The organism is Priestia sp. P5, from assembly GCF_029522155.1.
Lineage (GTDB): Bacteria > Bacillota > Bacilli > Bacillales > Bacillaceae_H > Priestia > Priestia megaterium_E.
The window spans coordinates 1,042,317-1,059,012 of the sequence record NZ_JAKWFJ010000001.1; the positions used below are offsets into that span (position 1 = coordinate 1,042,317).

The 16,696-nt window shown below is 39.5% G+C and carries 19 protein-coding genes; 8 read left to right on the forward strand and 11 right to left on the reverse strand.

What is annotated here, in order from left to right; translation table 11 throughout:
- Positions 1 to 97: 97 nt before the first annotated feature.
- Positions 98 to 832, reverse strand: a complete 735-nt coding sequence (locus MMB69_RS05360) for a class I SAM-dependent DNA methyltransferase (RefSeq protein WP_221783732.1) — start codon at positions 830 to 832, stop codon at positions 98 to 100.
- Positions 833 to 988: 156 nt separating this feature from the next.
- On the opposite strand from MMB69_RS05360, the gene MMB69_RS05365 reads away from it, so the two are divergent.
- Positions 989 to 2,338, forward strand: a complete 1,350-nt coding sequence (locus MMB69_RS05365) for a TcaA NTF2-like domain-containing protein (RefSeq protein ID WP_221812516.1) — start codon at positions 989 to 991, stop codon at positions 2,336 to 2,338.
- Positions 2,339 to 2,438: 100 nt separating this feature from the next.
- On the opposite strand, the gene MMB69_RS05370 is transcribed toward MMB69_RS05365, so the two are convergent.
- The 4 genes from MMB69_RS05370 to MMB69_RS05385 all read right to left on the reverse strand — a co-directional run bounded on the left by MMB69_RS05370 (position 2,439) and on the right by MMB69_RS05385 (position 4,688).
- The gene (locus tag MMB69_RS05370; RefSeq protein ID WP_221783736.1) at positions 2,439 to 3,164 is read right to left on the reverse strand and encodes an AbrB/MazE/SpoVT family DNA-binding domain-containing protein; all 726 of its coding nucleotides are present in this window, start codon (positions 3,162 to 3,164) and stop codon (positions 2,439 to 2,441) included.
- Positions 3,165 to 3,631: 467 nt separating this feature from the next.
- Positions 3,632 to 3,787, reverse strand: coding sequence for a hypothetical protein (locus MMB69_RS05375; RefSeq protein WP_277447294.1), 156 nt, complete (start codon positions 3,785 to 3,787; stop codon positions 3,632 to 3,634).
- Between the two features lie 144 nt (positions 3,788 to 3,931).
- Entirely contained in the window at positions 3,932 to 4,132 is a 201-nt protein-coding gene (locus MMB69_RS05380; RefSeq protein ID WP_141425866.1) for a hypothetical protein, read from the reverse strand.
- A 22-nt stretch (positions 4,133 to 4,154) separates the two neighbouring features.
- A complete protein-coding gene (locus MMB69_RS05385; RefSeq protein ID WP_057273824.1) occupies positions 4,155 to 4,688 on the reverse strand; it encodes a ferritin in 534 nt (177 codons plus the stop codon).
- Between the two features lie 293 nt (positions 4,689 to 4,981).
- Here MMB69_RS05385 and pgaC point away from each other — a divergent pair, with 293 nt between their 5' ends.
- The 5 genes from pgaC (at position 4,982) to MMB69_RS05410 (ending at position 9,846) form a co-directional block, all read left to right on the forward strand.
- Positions 4,982 to 6,238, forward strand: a complete 1,257-nt coding sequence (pgaC, locus tag MMB69_RS05390; RefSeq protein WP_221783740.1) for a poly-beta-1,6-N-acetyl-D-glucosamine synthase — start codon at positions 4,982 to 4,984, stop codon at positions 6,236 to 6,238.
- Positions 6,196 to 6,657, forward strand: a complete 462-nt coding sequence (gene pgaD / locus MMB69_RS05395) for a poly-beta-1,6-N-acetyl-D-glucosamine biosynthesis protein PgaD (RefSeq protein ID WP_221783741.1) — start codon at positions 6,196 to 6,198, stop codon at positions 6,655 to 6,657. Before pgaC ends, pgaD begins: the two co-directional genes overlap by 43 nt.
- On the forward strand, positions 6,654 to 7,520 hold the full coding sequence (locus MMB69_RS05400; RefSeq protein ID WP_264408445.1) for a polysaccharide deacetylase family protein: 867 nt from the start codon (positions 6,654 to 6,656) through the stop codon (positions 7,518 to 7,520). The genes pgaD and MMB69_RS05400 overlap by 4 nt, the downstream gene beginning before the upstream one ends.
- Before the next feature lie 378 nt (positions 7,521 to 7,898).
- Positions 7,899 to 9,614, forward strand: a complete 1,716-nt coding sequence (locus MMB69_RS05405; protein WP_277447295.1) for a putative bifunctional diguanylate cyclase/phosphodiesterase — start codon at positions 7,899 to 7,901, stop codon at positions 9,612 to 9,614.
- An 82-nt stretch (positions 9,615 to 9,696) separates the two neighbouring features.
- The gene (locus MMB69_RS05410) at positions 9,697 to 9,846 is read left to right on the forward strand and encodes a hypothetical protein (RefSeq protein ID WP_269871362.1); all 150 of its coding nucleotides are present in this window, start codon (positions 9,697 to 9,699) and stop codon (positions 9,844 to 9,846) included.
- Positions 9,847 to 9,868: 22 nt separating this feature from the next.
- Here MMB69_RS05410 and MMB69_RS05415 read toward each other — a convergent pair whose 3' ends face one another.
- Both MMB69_RS05415 and spoIIP read right to left on the reverse strand, forming a co-directional pair.
- The gene (locus tag MMB69_RS05415; RefSeq protein ID WP_260506658.1) at positions 9,869 to 10,048 is read right to left on the reverse strand and encodes a hypothetical protein; all 180 of its coding nucleotides are present in this window, start codon (positions 10,046 to 10,048) and stop codon (positions 9,869 to 9,871) included.
- A gap of 133 nt (positions 10,049 to 10,181) precedes the next feature.
- A complete protein-coding gene (gene spoIIP / locus MMB69_RS05420; RefSeq protein ID WP_025750039.1) occupies positions 10,182 to 11,366 on the reverse strand; it encodes a stage II sporulation protein P in 1,185 nt (394 codons plus the stop codon).
- Positions 11,367 to 11,556: 190 nt separating this feature from the next.
- On the opposite strand from spoIIP, the gene MMB69_RS05425 reads away from it, so the two are divergent.
- The gene (locus MMB69_RS05425) at positions 11,557 to 11,709 is read left to right on the forward strand and encodes a hypothetical protein (protein WP_221783749.1); all 153 of its coding nucleotides are present in this window, start codon (positions 11,557 to 11,559) and stop codon (positions 11,707 to 11,709) included.
- Between the two features lie 26 nt (positions 11,710 to 11,735).
- Here MMB69_RS05425 and MMB69_RS05430 read toward each other — a convergent pair whose 3' ends face one another.
- Positions 11,736 to 12,122 (reverse strand): VOC family protein, encoded by a 387-nt coding sequence (locus MMB69_RS05430; protein ID WP_221783751.1) that lies wholly within the window; start codon positions 12,120 to 12,122, stop codon positions 11,736 to 11,738.
- A gap of 172 nt (positions 12,123 to 12,294) precedes the next feature.
- Between MMB69_RS05430 and MMB69_RS05435 the strand changes: the two genes are divergently transcribed.
- Positions 12,295 to 12,822 carry a YcxB family protein gene (locus MMB69_RS05435; RefSeq protein ID WP_221783753.1) on the forward strand — a complete coding sequence of 176 codons (528 nt, stop codon included), beginning with the start codon at positions 12,295 to 12,297 and terminating at the stop codon, positions 12,820 to 12,822.
- A 58-nt stretch (positions 12,823 to 12,880) separates the two neighbouring features.
- Here MMB69_RS05435 and MMB69_RS05440 read toward each other — a convergent pair whose 3' ends face one another.
- The 3 genes from MMB69_RS05440 to pruA all read right to left on the reverse strand — a co-directional run bounded on the left by MMB69_RS05440 (position 12,881) and on the right by pruA (position 16,413).
- Positions 12,881 to 13,684 (reverse strand): YwqG family protein, encoded by an 804-nt coding sequence (locus tag MMB69_RS05440; RefSeq protein ID WP_269871364.1) that lies wholly within the window; start codon positions 13,682 to 13,684, stop codon positions 12,881 to 12,883.
- A 173-nt stretch (positions 13,685 to 13,857) separates the two neighbouring features.
- Positions 13,858 to 14,772: a proline dehydrogenase family protein gene (locus MMB69_RS05445; RefSeq protein WP_221783756.1), complete on the reverse strand. Its 915-nt coding sequence runs from the start codon at positions 14,770 to 14,772 to the stop codon at positions 13,858 to 13,860.
- A 72-nt stretch (positions 14,773 to 14,844) separates the two neighbouring features.
- Positions 14,845 to 16,413, reverse strand: a complete 1,569-nt coding sequence (pruA, locus tag MMB69_RS05450) for an L-glutamate gamma-semialdehyde dehydrogenase (protein WP_221783758.1) — start codon at positions 16,411 to 16,413, stop codon at positions 14,845 to 14,847.
- Positions 16,414 to 16,696: the final 283 nt, after the last annotated feature.

Genomic DNA, 16,696 nt, shown 5'->3' on the forward strand with positions numbered 1-16,696 from the left:
AGGGTCTGGTGCTTTTTTTGGTCAAATAATTGAAAATGACTACACATGGATTCTACCTATAGAAAGACTAGTTAAGATCTTTCTTAGCATTTTTAGTTTATCTATTTTTCACGCCGCTCATTAGTAAAAACAAAGGAATACGCATTCGACGCTCGTAAGTTTCAACATTGTCAAAGTGTTCTTTTTGAGGGCACGCTTCCTTTAAGTTTGTGACCGTAAAGCCGCTTTGCTGCATCAAAGAAAAGTACTCCTCAAGCGTGCGATGATACTTTTGAACGTATCCGCCCATCCAGTGCTGCTGACGGAATCCCATTGAGAAGTAGTTATCCACCGTCCAGTTTGTGCGCAGAGCGGAAGGCTGCAAAGTGGAAGTAATGACTGGGTGTTCAACGGAAAAAATAAATCTTCCTTCAGGTTTGAGTGCTTGATTCACTTTAGTGAAAATGGAGGCTAAGTCTTCCATGTAGTGGAGAGACAGTCTTGCAGTAACCAAATCGTATTCGGTGCGTGGTGGAGTATAATGCTCCATCGATTCATGGAGCACTCTTGCATTTGGATAGTTTAAAAGCTGTTGCTGAGCCGCGTTTATCATATTAATCGAGCCGTCTACTCCGGTATAAGAGAAACATCCCTGTTCAAGAAGCTCCGCGCCAAATCCAGCGTTTCCGCACCCTAAGTCTAAAACGTCTGCATCTGTAACATCATCTAGAAGCTGTAAAATGGCCGGTTTTTCAATCGTATCGTTGGCATTTTCTTTTTGCTGCCGGCGTTGTGTATAGGCCAAAAACGTCTCGTCATTATCGTAAAATTCAGCTCCTGTTGAGATCTTCAACTAAATCAGCCTCCTCTATGCAAAGTACCTCATTATAATCATATATTCAAATTATTTACAACAATTTGAATATATATGGAAATTATGTTTTATTTTAGTATAATTGTAGTGTTAATGAATCGTTCTGTGTAACTAGAGAAGAAAAGAGGAGAAGTCATGAAACGTTCCACTATAAGCATCAGTGTGGTTAGTATTTTGCTGTCGGTTAGTTTACTTATAAGCGGCTGTCAGCAAAATGAGGTATCTTCCCGCGACGAAAAAGAAAGCATTACTTCAAGTGCTCAACATCTTGAACAAAAAGAAAGTGCTATTCACGCATCGGAGCAAAATGATGATCAGGAAAAGGGCAACCATCAAAAGTCAAGCACTCCTTCAACAAGTACTACAGCTTCTGTTAAAGATGAAATCAACGTATCTACCCCTACAAAACAAACGGCTAATGTATTAATCAAGTCATATTTGCAAGGTTTAATAAAAGGAATCAACAACGGTTCTTTCAAAGAAGTAAACAGCTATCTGGTGCAAGGAAGTTCTCTTTATAGAGATCAGCAGTCTTTAATTAGTCATTTACATGGCAAAGGAATTCAAGAAAGATTAGTAGATTATGAAGTGGTTGACTTTAAAAAAGCAGACTCTGCTTATGATATCCAAACCCATGAAGTGATTATGATTGTTCAGCCTAATGGTCCGGAAACGATAAAGGAGTATGATTGGGTATATTCAGCGGTATGGTCGGGTGATCAATTACGCTTAAAGGATATTTCTAAGGCAGAGAACACTGATTCAATCAAAGCATCGGCACAATCGAAGCAAAGTAGCGGAAGCTATGACGGAGAATGGTCAAGAGACATTCATCATCAAGAAGCAGGGTTAACCATCACTAATTCAACAAGCGGCTCTTTTGATTTTACAATAGGTGCAGCATACGGTGCGCATGCAGGAGGAATAGAAGGGAAAGCAGAGGTGGAAGGAAATAAAGCTATTTATAAAGACACGGAAGAAGCTACTGAATGCGTACTAAACTTCACGTTAAGTCAAAAAGAAATCAAAGTTGATGCTACTGCCGGCTGTTCCTATTACGGCGGGTTAAATGTTTCTTTTGACGGCACGTATAAAAAAGGAAAGATCACAGAACATACGAAGACTTTATCAGAACTCGATATCCTTCCAAGTGAACAGGATGAAAATGTGAAAAAACTTGTAGGAAATGACTACGAAGCGCTTGTTGATAACTTTCAAATCGTCCATGAAGAAAAAGATTTAGACGGCTTAGGAGCAACAGCGCTATCAGGTGGAGTAACCGGTTTGTACACGCTTATGGAAGGGATCATTGAATATGATAAGCAAGGCTATTATTACGTAGCGTTAATTGTTGACAGTGACAAAGTGAAATTCTACACGAATAATCCCGCATATCGAGATCGTATCACACTCACAGTAAAAGAGTGGATGAGCCGCTTTAGCGATTATCCAGTAGAGACAATCTATAAAGAAATAAAAAGATAAGTCTAAAAGCTAAGAGTTGAGTATAGAAAGGGTCAGTCTATGCGTAACTCTTAGCTTTTGCTTTGAAATCGTAGGAAACCATTTGTTTTTGGCGTCGTTCTTATTTCCGTAATTTTTCAACAATTGCTGCGTCTATTTGCTGAGATAATACGCTGCTAATCTCTTTTTCATTCTCCACTTTTTCTAAAATGAGCTGCTTATTACCTGTCTTGATTTTTAACATCGTACCTGAGTGGATGGAGAAATCATCTCGCAGCTTTTTAGGAATAGTAAGTCGAAAGCGGTCATCAATTTTTCGAGATTGAGCTGTAAATGTTAAATTCGTTTTCTTACCAAAATTCATTTCATATTTCTGAATCACAATGTTATTTTCTTTGTTAATAAAAAATTGAACCTCCATGTTTGCATCTAATTCGACGGACGTTAAAAGTTCAGAAGTGAGCTGAATCTGCCGGCCGGCTAATGTTGCATAATAAGGAGGAGACGCCGTAGGTTTTTGTGAAAGCGCTATCGATTTTTCGTCTCTTTTTTTCATAACAATTTGCTGTTCTACCACGTATAGTTCTACATAATCAAAGGGCTTAAGTTCATAGTCATCTCGCAGGGATCTTGGAATGACTATTCTACCCATATGGTCAATTGTTCGAATGAAGATATGAGAAGGAACCGGGATATTTTCATCATGATGATCGATAATAATCCAATCATCACAGCTCCGTAAAAAAACTTTGTCGTTCGTCTCGAGTTTTGTTAGTTGCATAAACAAAGAAGGAAGGGATACTCTTCCCATTTCGTCAATTATACGCTCTTCTTTTTTTGTACGCATCTTGCTACTTAATCCTTTCTAAAAACATTTTAGATGGGGTATGTTACTTAAATTACACAGCATTTATTTCTTTGTCAAATGAAGCAAATGAGTATTTATTCATTCTACAGATTGAGAAATACAGGAAGTTTGACCTCATTCAGTAGATGCACAGCTGTCCCGTGTAAATGGTCATCATCTGTAGAAAACAGTTAATCTGTTAATTAGAAAAGCATAGAATAAAAGCGTTTTTCTTTCTTTTGATTTTATTGTCAGAAACAAAGATTTAAAAAGAAGCTTCCTTCCTTTTCTAAAGAATAGGTTTTTTATTAACAAAATGCAGCCGGATTTACGCTGAATGATGAATAGATTTATGCATATTAAGTCTAGAAAAAAATTTCAAGCGGAGCTTTTTTACTTGTTTTGAAGAGCGGTTATAGTTGAAGAATAAAGAAAAAAGCTCAAAGCAATGAGCTTTGAACCAATTTTTATCGTTTTTCAATCAGCAGTAAGATGAAGGTAGCAAGCGGTCCTAAAGCAAGAGATAATAAGAACCAGTTCAGACCCGTTCGATTTTTACCTTGCGCTAATCCGGCATTAATTAAAGCCACCGTTCCCCAACCTACAACGTATTGATTATCCATATGACACCCCGCTAATAATTGTTTCTTTATTTGATTAACAAAATCTATATTAGCATAAATATCCATATTTTTGATTGAGATTCCTGAATTAGGGTAGAGAAACGGTGAATTTCTTCAAGAAGCAAAATTTTTATTCTCCTCAACTTAGTGAAGGTAGTAGTGAATAAGAGAAGGGTGCACGTAGTAGACGTGAACATATTGAGGTCGATGATAGTGAAGCTGATGCATATATTGATTCATAAGCCTTTGAATAGCGTTATACACATTAGGCGGATAGCCATAATAGCCGTGATGAATACCAACTCGAAACAAGGAAACGGGCGTTGTGTTATTGGTTCTGCACATTGTTCTACACTCTTCTGCGCTTTTAACCTTGCGCAGCTGCTCCACCCGCTGGTGCTCCGCCCGCCGGCGCAGCTTTTCGCTGTCCTAGTTCTTGATCGAGTATAAAAATAGCTGCAGGGTTATTTTGGGCGATTTTTAAGCGGTCTACAATCGTTTGAGCTTGAGCTTCTTCGTCGACTTGTTCTCGTAAAAAGTCCTGCACGATGACTAACGTTTGAGGGTCATTCGCTTGGCTGATAAACTGAAACGCTTGGCGATAAGAATTCGTGACGAACTTCTCATGCTCCAGTACTTTTTGAAACGTTTCTAACGGTGTCCCAAACTCACTTGGCTGAGCAGGTAAAGAACTTAATTCAACTGTTCCGCCGCGGTCAACTAAATAGTCAATAAGCTTTAGCATATGAGTGCGTTCTTCTTCAGACTGCAGACGCAGCCAGCTGCCCATTCCTTTATAGTTTAATCGATTCATATAGTTAGACATAGCTAGGTACAAAGTCGAAGAGACGTGTTCAAGTTGAATTAAGTTATTGAGCAGTTTTTGAATTTGTTCGTTCATATTTGTTATTCCTCCTCAGGGAAAGGGTTTCTTTCGTATACTACCTGCAACCATCACGTTTTTTACGGTGAAAGAAATCTACAGTGATACTATATGTCACTTCTTTAAGTAGGTAACTTGCCCATCCTTTATTAGTGCTTCTTACTTACATATAAGGGTTGTATAATATAGGAATAAAAGTAGTTTAAAAGTATCTTTTTTTAGATGGTTAAAATTACTATGTTCTATTTAACCAATTTAGTGATAAAATTGTCACTCTGTGCAATTTTAATTGGTGTGAAGGAGTCAGAAAAATGAATATGCAACACGTATTAATACCTGGATTTGAAAAGCTTGCGAGCTTTGTATTCTGGTATCCATTTATTATGTCTTTATTTTGGATTGCAGGCACGTTTATTTACATACGCTATCGTGACCGAGATCCTAAAGTTGATTTTTCAACAATTGATTGGCCGTTAGTGAGCTTTTTAGTGCCTTGCTATAACGAAGAAGAGACGATTGAAGAAACGCTTAAGCACCTTTTGGCGTTAGATTATCCGTCTAAAGAAATCATCCTTATTAACGATGGAAGCACGGATGGAACAGCTGATATTTTAAAGGAAATCAGCAGAAATCACCCTGAAGTTCGTGTGATTCAGCTTTATGAAAATAAAGGAAAAGCCAACGCGTTACATTTAGGTGCGCACGCATCTAAAGCTGAGTTTTTAATCTGCTTAGATTCCGACGCTATTTTAGATCAAGACGCTCCGTATTATCTAATCCATCATTTTCTTCATAAAGGGGAACGGCTGGGAGCCGTTACCGGAAATCCGCGCATTCGAAACCGTAATACACTGCTGAGTCGCATTCAGCTAGTTGAGTATTCTTCTATTATCGGTTCTATTAAACGAACACAGCGAATTTTAGGAAAAGTAATGACGGTCTCAGGCGTAGTAGTAGCTTTTCGAAAAAAAGCACTTGTGGACGTCGGGCTGTGGGATCGCGATATGATTACGGAAGATATCGCCGTGAGCTGGAAGCTGCAGCAGCGCTTTTGGGATATCCGCTACGAACCGCGGGCACTGTGCTGGATGCTTGTGCCTGAAACCTTAAAAGGAATTTGGAAGCAGCGAGTACGCTGGGCTCAAGGCGGGCAAGAGGTAATGCTTCGCCACTGGAAAGTGTTATTGAAATGGAAGCAGCGCAGAATTTGGATTGTATACCTAGAGCAGTGGATCAGTACCTTTTGGTCGTTCGCATGGCTGTTTGTGACTCTAATGCTGCTTGTTACCGCGAGCAGTCCTCAAGACATGCTGTTTTGGTTTACGTTCACGTCATTTTCCCTTGTGTTTATGAGCTTAATTCAGCTGTTTATTGCGCTGAAAATTGATTCGAAATACGACAACGTGAAGCGGTATTACGTATGGGCTGCATGGTACCCAGCGCTTTACTGGATTGTGAATACGATTGTGGTAGTGGGCGCATTTCCTCGTGCTATCAGATCTAGAGTGAAAGGAGGCTATGCTACATGGAGCAGTCCAGACCGCGGCTTAACGAAGAGCAAATCATGATTCAAGCCAAACAGCCTCTTGCTCGATTAGTGATAAGCATCATTGTTTCATCTGTTTTTTGGCTCTATTGTGCCATTGTTCTTTGGTTTTTCCTTTCAGCTGTTATCGGCGTAAATGACCGTTACAGCGGGATATTAAAAATTGCGTTCAAAACGACAAACGGCGAAATTCGAACGTTTTTAGTAATTGGACTCGCTATTTTTTGCTTCTTTTTCCTGGCTCTGTTTTTATGGAGATCCTACAATAAAAAGAGATTTGGAAGCTTAAACCGACGAAAAGAGCCGGCGTATACGAGTATTAAAGATTTAGAGCGTCTTGAGCTTTTATCCAAGGAGCAAATTCAAGAACTTCAGCGTGCACAGTACATCGAGTTTGATGTTAATCCGTTAAAACATACTGAAGAGAGGAAGCGCGCATGAAGAAATATGTATTCTTTCTTTTGATTGCGGCAGCGGTAGTTGGCTTTATTTTCTTTAAAGTAGTGAACTGGGAAGACAAGGCGAAAGCAACAACGACCGTGGAGCCAGCGCTTGAGACGAACGGATGCTTAGGCTTAAACTATCATCGCGTGCGCAAGCATAATTGGTTTAATCGAATTGTCAGCTCAGTTACAAAGTCTGATGAACTGACGGAGTACAGCGTCTACAGCAATGATTTTGAACATCAGTTAAAAAAGCTTAAGGAACTTGACGCTACGTTTGTTACGCCAAAAGATATTGAAACGTATCAGCAAAAAGGCACGTTTCCAAAACGCTGCGTTTGGATTTCATTTGATGATATTGACCGTACCGTGTATCAAAACGCGTTTCCCATTTTAAAAAAGGAAAACATTCCGTTTACGCTATATGTAATCGCAGGACAAGTGGGGGCAACGGATTTCCAAAATTTAAATATGGCTTCGTGGAGTCAGCTAAAAGAAATGAAAGACAGCGGCCTTGCGACAATCGGTTCGCATACATATGACATGCACCGTTTGGAAGAAGACAAGCCTTTATTTCTGACGCCTTCTAAATACAGCGCGTTTGCTGAAGATTTACGAAAAAGCAAAGAAACGATTAAGAGCCATTTAGGAATAGACCCGGTTTACTTTGCATATCCATACGGCAATACAAATGATGACGTAGCTAAGATTGTGAAAAATGCTGGTTTTCACCAAGCAGCTATCCTAGCGCCGCACCTTATTACAAAAGACAACGATCCTTATTATCTTAATCGAATTGTTGTATACAATAAAACCTTTCAAGACCTTATTCTTCCTTGGCTGACGCGTACAAGCTCGTAAGAACAAAGTGAAAAAAGCCTCTGTCTAAAGCAGAGGCTTTTTTTGTTCACCATCAAAAGGTATGTCAATTACGTGAAGAAAGTACACTTTCATTTCTATAAAAATCATTTTAATGGTACCATAGAAAAGTTGTGATAAAAGATATGGATAAACGAAACTATCTATCAATCCTTTTACAAACTGCGTGTAAGAAGTTTGTGAAGGTGAAAAGAGGAAAACAGCGATCCTACGCTTGCTATTTTAATAATGTAAGGCAATCGGACAAACCAATTCGCTGTCCGTTGCTGGTTAAATTGTATTCATTATTCACGATTCCTCTCTATCATTTCGTCATGGGTTTTGTTTTATCGTTAAAATTTTGATAAAGGTGTATAGGCTATGGAAAACAGGCATTTTGAATATAAATTTAAAGAAGCGCTGAAAAAACTAAATGATATTGAACTTGCGTTAAATGAATCATCGATCGTAGCGATTACGGATAGCCGCGGATTCATCAATCACGTGAACGATAAATTCTGTGAAATTTCTAAGTACGAAAGACATGAGCTTCTCGGTCAAGATCATCGTATTATTAACTCTAAACATCATTCAAACTTGTTTTTTAAAGAGTTGTGGAACACGATCAGGTCCGGCAAGGTATGGCACGGAGAAATAAAAAACAAGGCAAAAGACGGTTCGTACTACTGGGTGGATACAACCATTGTTCCTTTTTTAGATGAGCGGGGCAAGCCGTATCAGTACGTATCGATTCGCAATGATATTACAAAACGAAAAGCATATGAAGAAAAAATTAAGCAAATGGCTTATTATGATCCTTTAACCAATTTGCCTAATCGCTACTGGTTAAACAAGCAGCTGAAAAAACTGCTTTTAAATCGAGAATCTCCTGAACTGCTGGCCATTTTATTTTTAGATTTAGACCGCTTTAAATCAATAAATGATACGCTTGGCCATCATCACGGCGATGTGCTGCTGAGGCGCGTAGCAGAAAGGTTAAAAAAATGTATTCCTTCCTCTGATTTTATCTCGCGACACGGGGGAGATGAGTTCATTTTAGTGCTGCATTCACTAAAAAATGTTGAGGAAATTGAAGAAATGACCGAGCAGATTGTAAAAGAAATGTCGCTTCCTTTTTATATAGACGGAGATAAAGTGCTAACCTCTACAAGCGTTGGCATCAGCCTATTTTCAAAGGAATGTCAGCAGCATATTAGTCCCAAAGACGCAGATGAACTAATCGACAGGCTGATCAAGCAAGCAGATATTGCGATGTATGTAGCAAAACGGAATGGACGAAACACATATGAAATGAGTTCGTCTTCATCTAATGAACGAATAATTAAAACAATCAGCATGGAGAATGAGTTAAAGTATGCGCTCGAAAGACATGAGTTTCAGCTCGTTTATCAGCCGTTAATCGATTTGAAAACGTCTGATGTCATAGGGGCAGAAGCGCTTATCCGCTGGAATAGCGCAAAATTTGGTACCGTCTATCCAAATGAATTTTTGCCTATTTTAGAAGAAGTGGGTCTAATTGTGCCCGTTGGCAAGTGGGTGTTAGAAGAAGCGTGCAAGCAAATGAAAGCATGGACGGAGCTGAATTCAAAAGCGAGCAAAATAGGAGTGAACGTATCACCTATTCAGCTGAAGTCCTCACGATTCGTAGCGGAGATTGAACAAATCTTGCAAAAAACGGGCCTTGAGCCGCACTTTCTGGAACTTGAAATCACCGAAAGCATCATTCAAAACAGTCAAGAATCGAAAAAAGTGCTAAACCGCCTGCGGAGTCTAGGGATAAAAGTGGCGATGGATGATTTCGGAACGTGCTATTCATCCCTTAGCTATTTGAAACACTTGCCGATTAATACGTTAAAAATTGATAAATCATTTATTGACGACTTAGACGAAGTTGGAAAAGTGCTGGTGGAAACGATTATTCAAATGGGAAAAAAACTTAACTTTGATCTCACTGCAGAAGGAATAGAAAACGAAGAACAATTGCAGTTTGTGACGGAACAAGGCTGTCATATCGGTCAAGGCTATATATTTGATAAGCCGCTTTCTCCTGAAGAAATGAGCCGTTTGTTGAAATGAAGGAAAATCCTATGTACGGAAAGAAGCTCTTTAATAGAGCTTTTTTTATGGTTTTTAATCGTATGGAAGGAGTGAGAAAGTCGTGAAAGAGTACGTTGGAATCTGCACCGTATGTCAAAAGAACGTGTACTGTTTAGAGGGATTTTTAAACGGTGTGGTTGTTGAAGGGAAGCTTGTGTGCTTTGCATGTGAAAAAGAGAAGCGTGACACTCATAAAAACGAAAGAGGTTGAGACATAACTACATCAATCCCATCTAAAGAAGAACAAATGGGATAAAGTAGCTCGTATGGATCATTTGTTCCACCGCTGTTGATTTCCGTGCAAGGCTTCGCTTTCCGCGGGCGGCCGATGAGCCTCCTCGTCGCTTGCGCTCCTGCGGGGTCTCATCTGTTCCGCTTTTCCCGCAGGAGTCTTCGCCTTGCCCTCCAATCAACCGCTAGAAGTACCTACATACATGAAACCTATGTTTACCATAACAACAAAAATACGAACTATTAATAAATAATCGCGATCAATATTTCATATTTCAATTTAACTAAAATACTTTTGTCCCAGCCTCTTTTTATTTACTGCGCATTCACTTTTTCAGCTTGCCAATAATACTCGCTGAACACATCAGAAAAGGCTTTGACAGTGTTTGTGAGTTCTTCCATATTGTTATCGACGCCGCCGACTTCAATTAAAATGGAGCGGTCGGATAAGTCTTGATTATATAACCCATTATTGCCGCTTGTTTTCTTCTTGCTTAATACTCCGCGGCTAAGGCCTGGATATTTTTCCTCTAACTTTTCATGAATCGCTTTGGCCATTTTCACGTTTTCATCAAATTTCGGGTTCGCTTCACCTAATACAATCATCATTTTAGCGTATGATTTGCCGTTAATAGCAGCCGTTGTTTTTTCTTGGCGCAGTGAATCTCGATGAATATCAATTAAATAATCGACGTCTTTGTTTTGCTGAAGAGCCGTTTCCACCACGCTGCGAGACATCATATAGGCTCGTCCTGTACCCCAGCCTTTTTCATTCAGCTTTTGTGTCATATTAGTTGTATCTACTTCCGAACCGATTCCGTCTGCTTTTAATTCCATTCCTAGCATTTGACCAACGAGCGTGATGTTGGTTTTGTTATCAACTGCTTTATTTTCGTTTGCTTCACCTTGCATACCAAGCAAAGGGAAATAAGATTCCCAGCTGTGCGTGTGGTAGATGTACACAACTTTTCTGTCTCCCGTGCTTTGCTTGGCCTGTGTTTGAGACTGTTTTTTGCTTTCTTCGTACGTTTTGCTTTCAGCAGGATCCAAATCACGCTCTCCTGAAATGCTTTCGAGCGGAGGAGCCGATTCATGGGGAATTGTGGTATAATCCGTTCCTTCACCGGCTAACAGAATGTGGGAATCAAAAATAGAAAAGCCGGGCAGTTCTGATCCAAATAGACTTCTTGTATCTGCCACACGAATGTTCGTCGCCAGCTGCAGAGCGACAGAAGAGAGAGGAGGCGGAGAGAAATCTTCTTCAAAGGCATGAGAGAAATGATGATTTTCCGTATGCATGAAGTAGAACAAGCTTTGGGCTTTATAATTTGATAGTGCTTGATAGACAACGTTCGAGCGCAGCGTATGCTGAAGAGTTGAATACGTGACGGTAAAAATAGCGGCAGATGTTAAGAGAACAAATAGTATAGCGATAATTAATGATTTATAAGAAAGAATCCAAAAAAGCTTTTTAGGCTTTTCAGTGAACTTGTTTTTCATAGAGTAAGCCTCCTCTAATAAAATTTTGAAATCAGCGGATGAGAACTCTAAGAGGAGAATGTTATGTATCTACTATTTACTCTATTAAAAAGAAATAGAAATATGATAGAAACCATAATATTTAACACAATATAAAAAAGGTTATAGTAGGGCATACTATAAAAAAACGGTGCGTATTGGAGCTGGTTAGATGAATGATTCATGGATCTATCATCATTTTATTAATACATTTTTATTTCCTTTAACGATGTTTGGCGTGGCATTTTGTTTGCTGGGGCTATTGCTGTACATGCTGTGGAAAGAAAAGCAAAAAGAAGGACCAAAAGAAAACAAGAGCTCTTAAATAAGAGCTCTTGTTTTGTCAAACATTCAGTTAGAAAAAGGGAGATTTACTTTCTCTAAGAACTCCATTCGGTTGTCAAAAGGATCCGCCACGTAAATTCTTTCGACGCCGGGAATGTTTTGGTCTTCTATAAAAGAAATACCGAAGCTAGTCAGATGATCTTTGAACGCAGGTAGATTTTTAACGTGAAAGCCTGGATGCGCTTTTTTTGCAGGTGAAAAGGCAGGTTCAACACCAATATGCAGCTGATAAGAACCAAATTCAAACCACACGCCGCCGCGCTTTTTTAGTCTTTCCGGCTTTTCGACTTCTGTTAATCCAAGAACAGTTCCGAAAAAGTGTCGTGCTTCGCTTTCTGAATTCGGTGGTGCAGCTAGCTGAATATGATCAATATGCGTCAGTGTAAAAGTCATAAACATTCCTCCCTAAATGGTAGAGTACTAGTTAAGTTTACGTGATGTATAGCTGTAAATAAATGATAAAAAGTTGATGTGTTTCATAAGAAAAACTTATTATTTTATATACATATAACACCAAATGAGGTATATTTTATTTTGTTGTTATTTAAGAGAATTGGAGATTAATATGGAATATCACTATACGTTAACCAAAGATGATTACGTAGCTTTTAACATGCATCACGCTCAACATTCGGAAAGAGTACAAAAAGTGCTGAGAGTTCAGCGATGGATGTCGCTTATTTTTCTTCTTATTCCTTTGCTTGTTTCGTGGATTGAAGGAGAGTTTTTAGTTGGCATGTTCGCAGCGTTTGCGCTGCTTACGGTGCTGTGGTTTTTATTTTATCCGAAGTATTTTTACGGCAGTATTAAAAAGAACATTATAAAGGTGATGAATGAAGAAGGTAACAGCAGTCTGACGGGTGAGCATACTATAATGGTTACGGAAGATGGCTTGGTAGAGAAAAGCTCAAAAGGAGAAGTGAAGACTCCTTGGTCAAGCATCACTCAAATTAGAGAAACCGATGAACATATCTTTATCCTTGTTAATGCAATGAGCGGATACGTTATTCCTACAAGCGCATTTGCAGATGTAAAAGCGCTAAAGCAGTTTAAAGAAACGCTGAATGCTGCAAGAGCCGAAAAAACAGGCTGAATAGAAATAATAATGTGAAAAAAAGCCCTCCTAGATACTTTTCTAAGAGGGCGTCTTTTTAACAGCAGTCCCAGTTGTACAAAACATCTCTAAAGTTACGGTTGCGAAGGTCTTCTTCTTTAATGAAGAAGTTGGCCACTCCCGCATCACCAAACATAATATCCGCTTCGTCGTCCATGGCGAATTGAAGAAGCAAAACGTTGTATGCTCGCAGTGCTTCATCGTAGTCTCGAGGATCGCTTTGAGTGAAAAAAGCGTATCCGCCCATTTTATGATACTCACCCGTAAGCTCATCCCAGTAGATTTCTTCCGTTTCTTCATCGTCAAATAAACCTGATTCTATATCATTATATCGATAGTCAGTAGGGGAAACGGGTTCGATTCTTATTTCAAACTGTAAACCTACTTCTTGAGGAATAGGGAACATATCTCGGTCAACGTCCTCTAGGTACGTAAAATCGGTTGTTAACTTGTTTTCGTCGGTTGTTACGTCTTCATAAAAAACGACGCGAAAGTCTTTTTGAGCCGTAGGATGGTCGAAATCAAGACCGTACACATCACCGCTGCTTTTGTTATCAGCCCCGCAAATGAAAAATTGAAGCATGCCTTGAATGGGCATATTTTCATAGGAAGGAACTTCAGAAAAATTGATTTGTGCCATCAGGAGCATCGGCTTGCCCTGAGAATCAAGAGGATGATTTGCTTCTAGGGGAAGGTAAGGGTTGCCGCCAAACTTGCTTTCATATAATTTTGGACTGTTCATGACCGTATTGATGTGGATGTAAGGCTTACATGTTTTTTCGATTTCTTTTCGGTAAGGTTCTAGCTTAGGAGGCAGTGCTAATTTTGACAGAGGATTCATATGTACTCTCCTTTTTGGTTGGAATAAAAAGAACGTTTGTTCGTATCTTTATTTTACCTTACTACATACTGAAAGGGAAGAGAAATCGTATAAAAAAATCCCTTTGCAGAAGCATCTACAAAGGGCACAAAGAAATGATAGCGTTTTCATTACGAAACTTACTAAATGAATGCTTATTTAGAAAAGAAACCTTTTAAAGCAAATGCGACGTTTTGCGGTCTTTCTGCTAAGCGGCGCATAAAGTAGCCAAACCAGTCGTTGCCAAATGGAACGTATACGCGCATTGTATAGCCTTCTTTTGCAAGGCTAAGCTGCATATCCGTTCGGAATCCGTATAGCATTTGAAATTCAAACTGCGTGCGCGGGATGTTGTTTTTGTGAGCGAACTCTTTTACTTTTGCAATAATATTGTGGTCGTGAGATGCGATGGCCGTGTATGTTCCGCTCAGCAAATGCTCTTCAATAATTCGCATATAGTTCTCGTCAATTTGGGCTTTGTCTTGAAACGCCACGGTTGGTGATTCTTGATACGCGCCTTTTACCAATCGAAGAGGAATGCCTTTTAACTCTTTTACATCTTGTTCAGCGCGGAAAAGATAAGCTTGAATAACCGTTCCGACATTATCAAACGTCTCGCGAAGCTCTCGTAAAATATCTAGCGTCATTTGACAGTGGGCATAGTCTTCCATGTCAATTCGAACAAAGTTATCGTATTTTTTCGCTGTTTCAACAATACGGCGCATGTTCTCAACGCAAAAATTGCGGTCAATATCTAAACCAAGCTGCGTCATTTTGACAGATAAGTTGCACGTTACACCGGCTTGGCCCATAGCTTCTAGCGTTCTGACATTATATTGAGTCGCTTCAATGGCTTCTTCTCTGCTTGAAACAAATTCCCCTAAATGATCAAGCGTACAAACAAGTCCTTTTTCATTCAGTTCCCGTACTTTTTTGATCGCATGTTCAATTGTGTCGCCAGCTACCACTTGAGCTGCACCAAAGCGAAGACCCCATTTTTTCGCCGCTTTGTTTAGCGCTTTATTTTGGGAAGCGTGAAGAAACACATTTTTAGATACCTCTGCTAACATAAATATCTCCCCCTATAGAAAAAATCCCTTGTTGTTTTAAGATAGAGCAGCCTAAGGCTGCTCTACTGAGTATTAAAGCGTTGTGCTTGTTGTTTTTGCTTGTAAGTGCAGAATCAAGTAATCAGGACCGCCAGCTTTTGAATCTGTTCCTGACATATTAAATCCGCCAAACGGCTGGTACCCAACGATGGCACCTGTACAACCGCGATTGAAGTAAAGGTTTCCGACGTGGAACTCTTCTTTTGCTCGCTCGATGTGCTCAGGCGTATTTGAAAGAAGGGCACCTGTTAAACCGTAGTCTGTGTTGTTCGCAATTTCCATCATATGATCGAAGTCGCGCGCTTTGCAGAATGCTACGACTGGGCCGAAGATTTCTTCTTGCATTAAACGTGCTTTTTCATCTACATCTGCAATGATCGTAGGCTGAATGAAGTAGCCTTTTGAATCATCTGCTTCTCCGCCCGTCATTAAACGGCCTTCTTCTTTACCGATTTCAATGTACTTTGTAATTTTGTTGAAAGAAGCTTGGTCAATCACAGGTCCCATATACGTGTTCACATCTTCAGGGCTGCCCATTGTTAATGTTTTTGTCAGCGCAACTGCTTTTTCAAGAACGATATCGTACACGTCTTGGTGAACAACTGCACGAGAGCCCGCTGAACACTTTTGTCCAGAGAAGCCAAATGCTGAATATACAATAGAAGAAGCAGCTAAATCTAAATCAGCATCTTTATCTACAACGACCGTGTCTTTTCCGCCCATTTCAGCAATAACGCGTTTTAGCCAGATTTGACCAGGCTGTACTTTTGCTGCGCGTTCATAGATGCGGCAGCCTACTTCACGAGAGCCCGTAAATGAAACAAAGCGTGTTTTTGGATGATCTACTAAATAGTCGCCAATTTCGCTTCCGCTTCCCGGTACGTAGTTCAGTACGCCGTCTGGAAGGCCAGCTTCTTTCATTACTTCTACAAACTTTGCTGCGATAACCGGTGTGTTGTTAGCCGGTTTTAATAGAACCGTATTTCCTGCTACGATTGCTGCTGCTGCTGTTCCTGCCATGATCGCTAGCGGGAAGTTAAACGGTGAAATAATAACGCCGACACCAAGCGGAATGTAGTTAAATTTATTTTCTTCACCTTCGCGGCTCTCAACAGGCGCGCCGTCCTTTAGCTGCACCATTTGGCGAGCGTAGTATTCAAGGAAGTCAATTGCTTCTGCTGTATCAGCATCTGCTTCTTTCCACGGTTTTCCTGCCTCTTTTACAAGATAAGCTGAAAATTCATGCTTGCGGCGGCGAATGATGTCCGCTGCACGGAAAAGAATGTCAGCGCGAGCTTCTGGCGCTTCTTTTTTCCACGTATTAAAGGTAGAAAGTGCTGCTTGCATTGCTTTTTCAGCCAAGTCTTGATCTGCTTTTGACACGCGGCCAATAACTTCTGCTTTATTAGCTGGATTAATTGACTGGATTTGCTCTTCTGTTGTAATTAATTCTTCGCCAATTACAAGAGGATAGTCCTTTCCAAGCTCTGATTGTACAAGTTCTAGTGCTGATTCAAACGCATCTTTGTTTTCTGCAATCGTAAAGTCTGTGAAAGGTTCGTGTTTGTATTGTTTGATTTCGTTAATATTCATTGTGTTCATTTTCATTACCCCTTTTTTAGAAAATTTTCAACATAATTAATATTCCAACACCCTATACCTGTATTATAATCACCTTATTCTCGTTTTGTACATAGTTTTTTAACAAAAATGTTCAAAAATTTTAAAAAATAAACACTTTTGTTTAAAGATCCAATGAATCTATGGTTTTTATAGTGATTTTGAACAAAACGAAAGAAAGGAGTGTTGGTAAAGTATAATAAAAGATGTTTTGAAGTAAAGATTTACGATAGAAGAAAGAGTTTATCGTTAGTAAATGAAAATG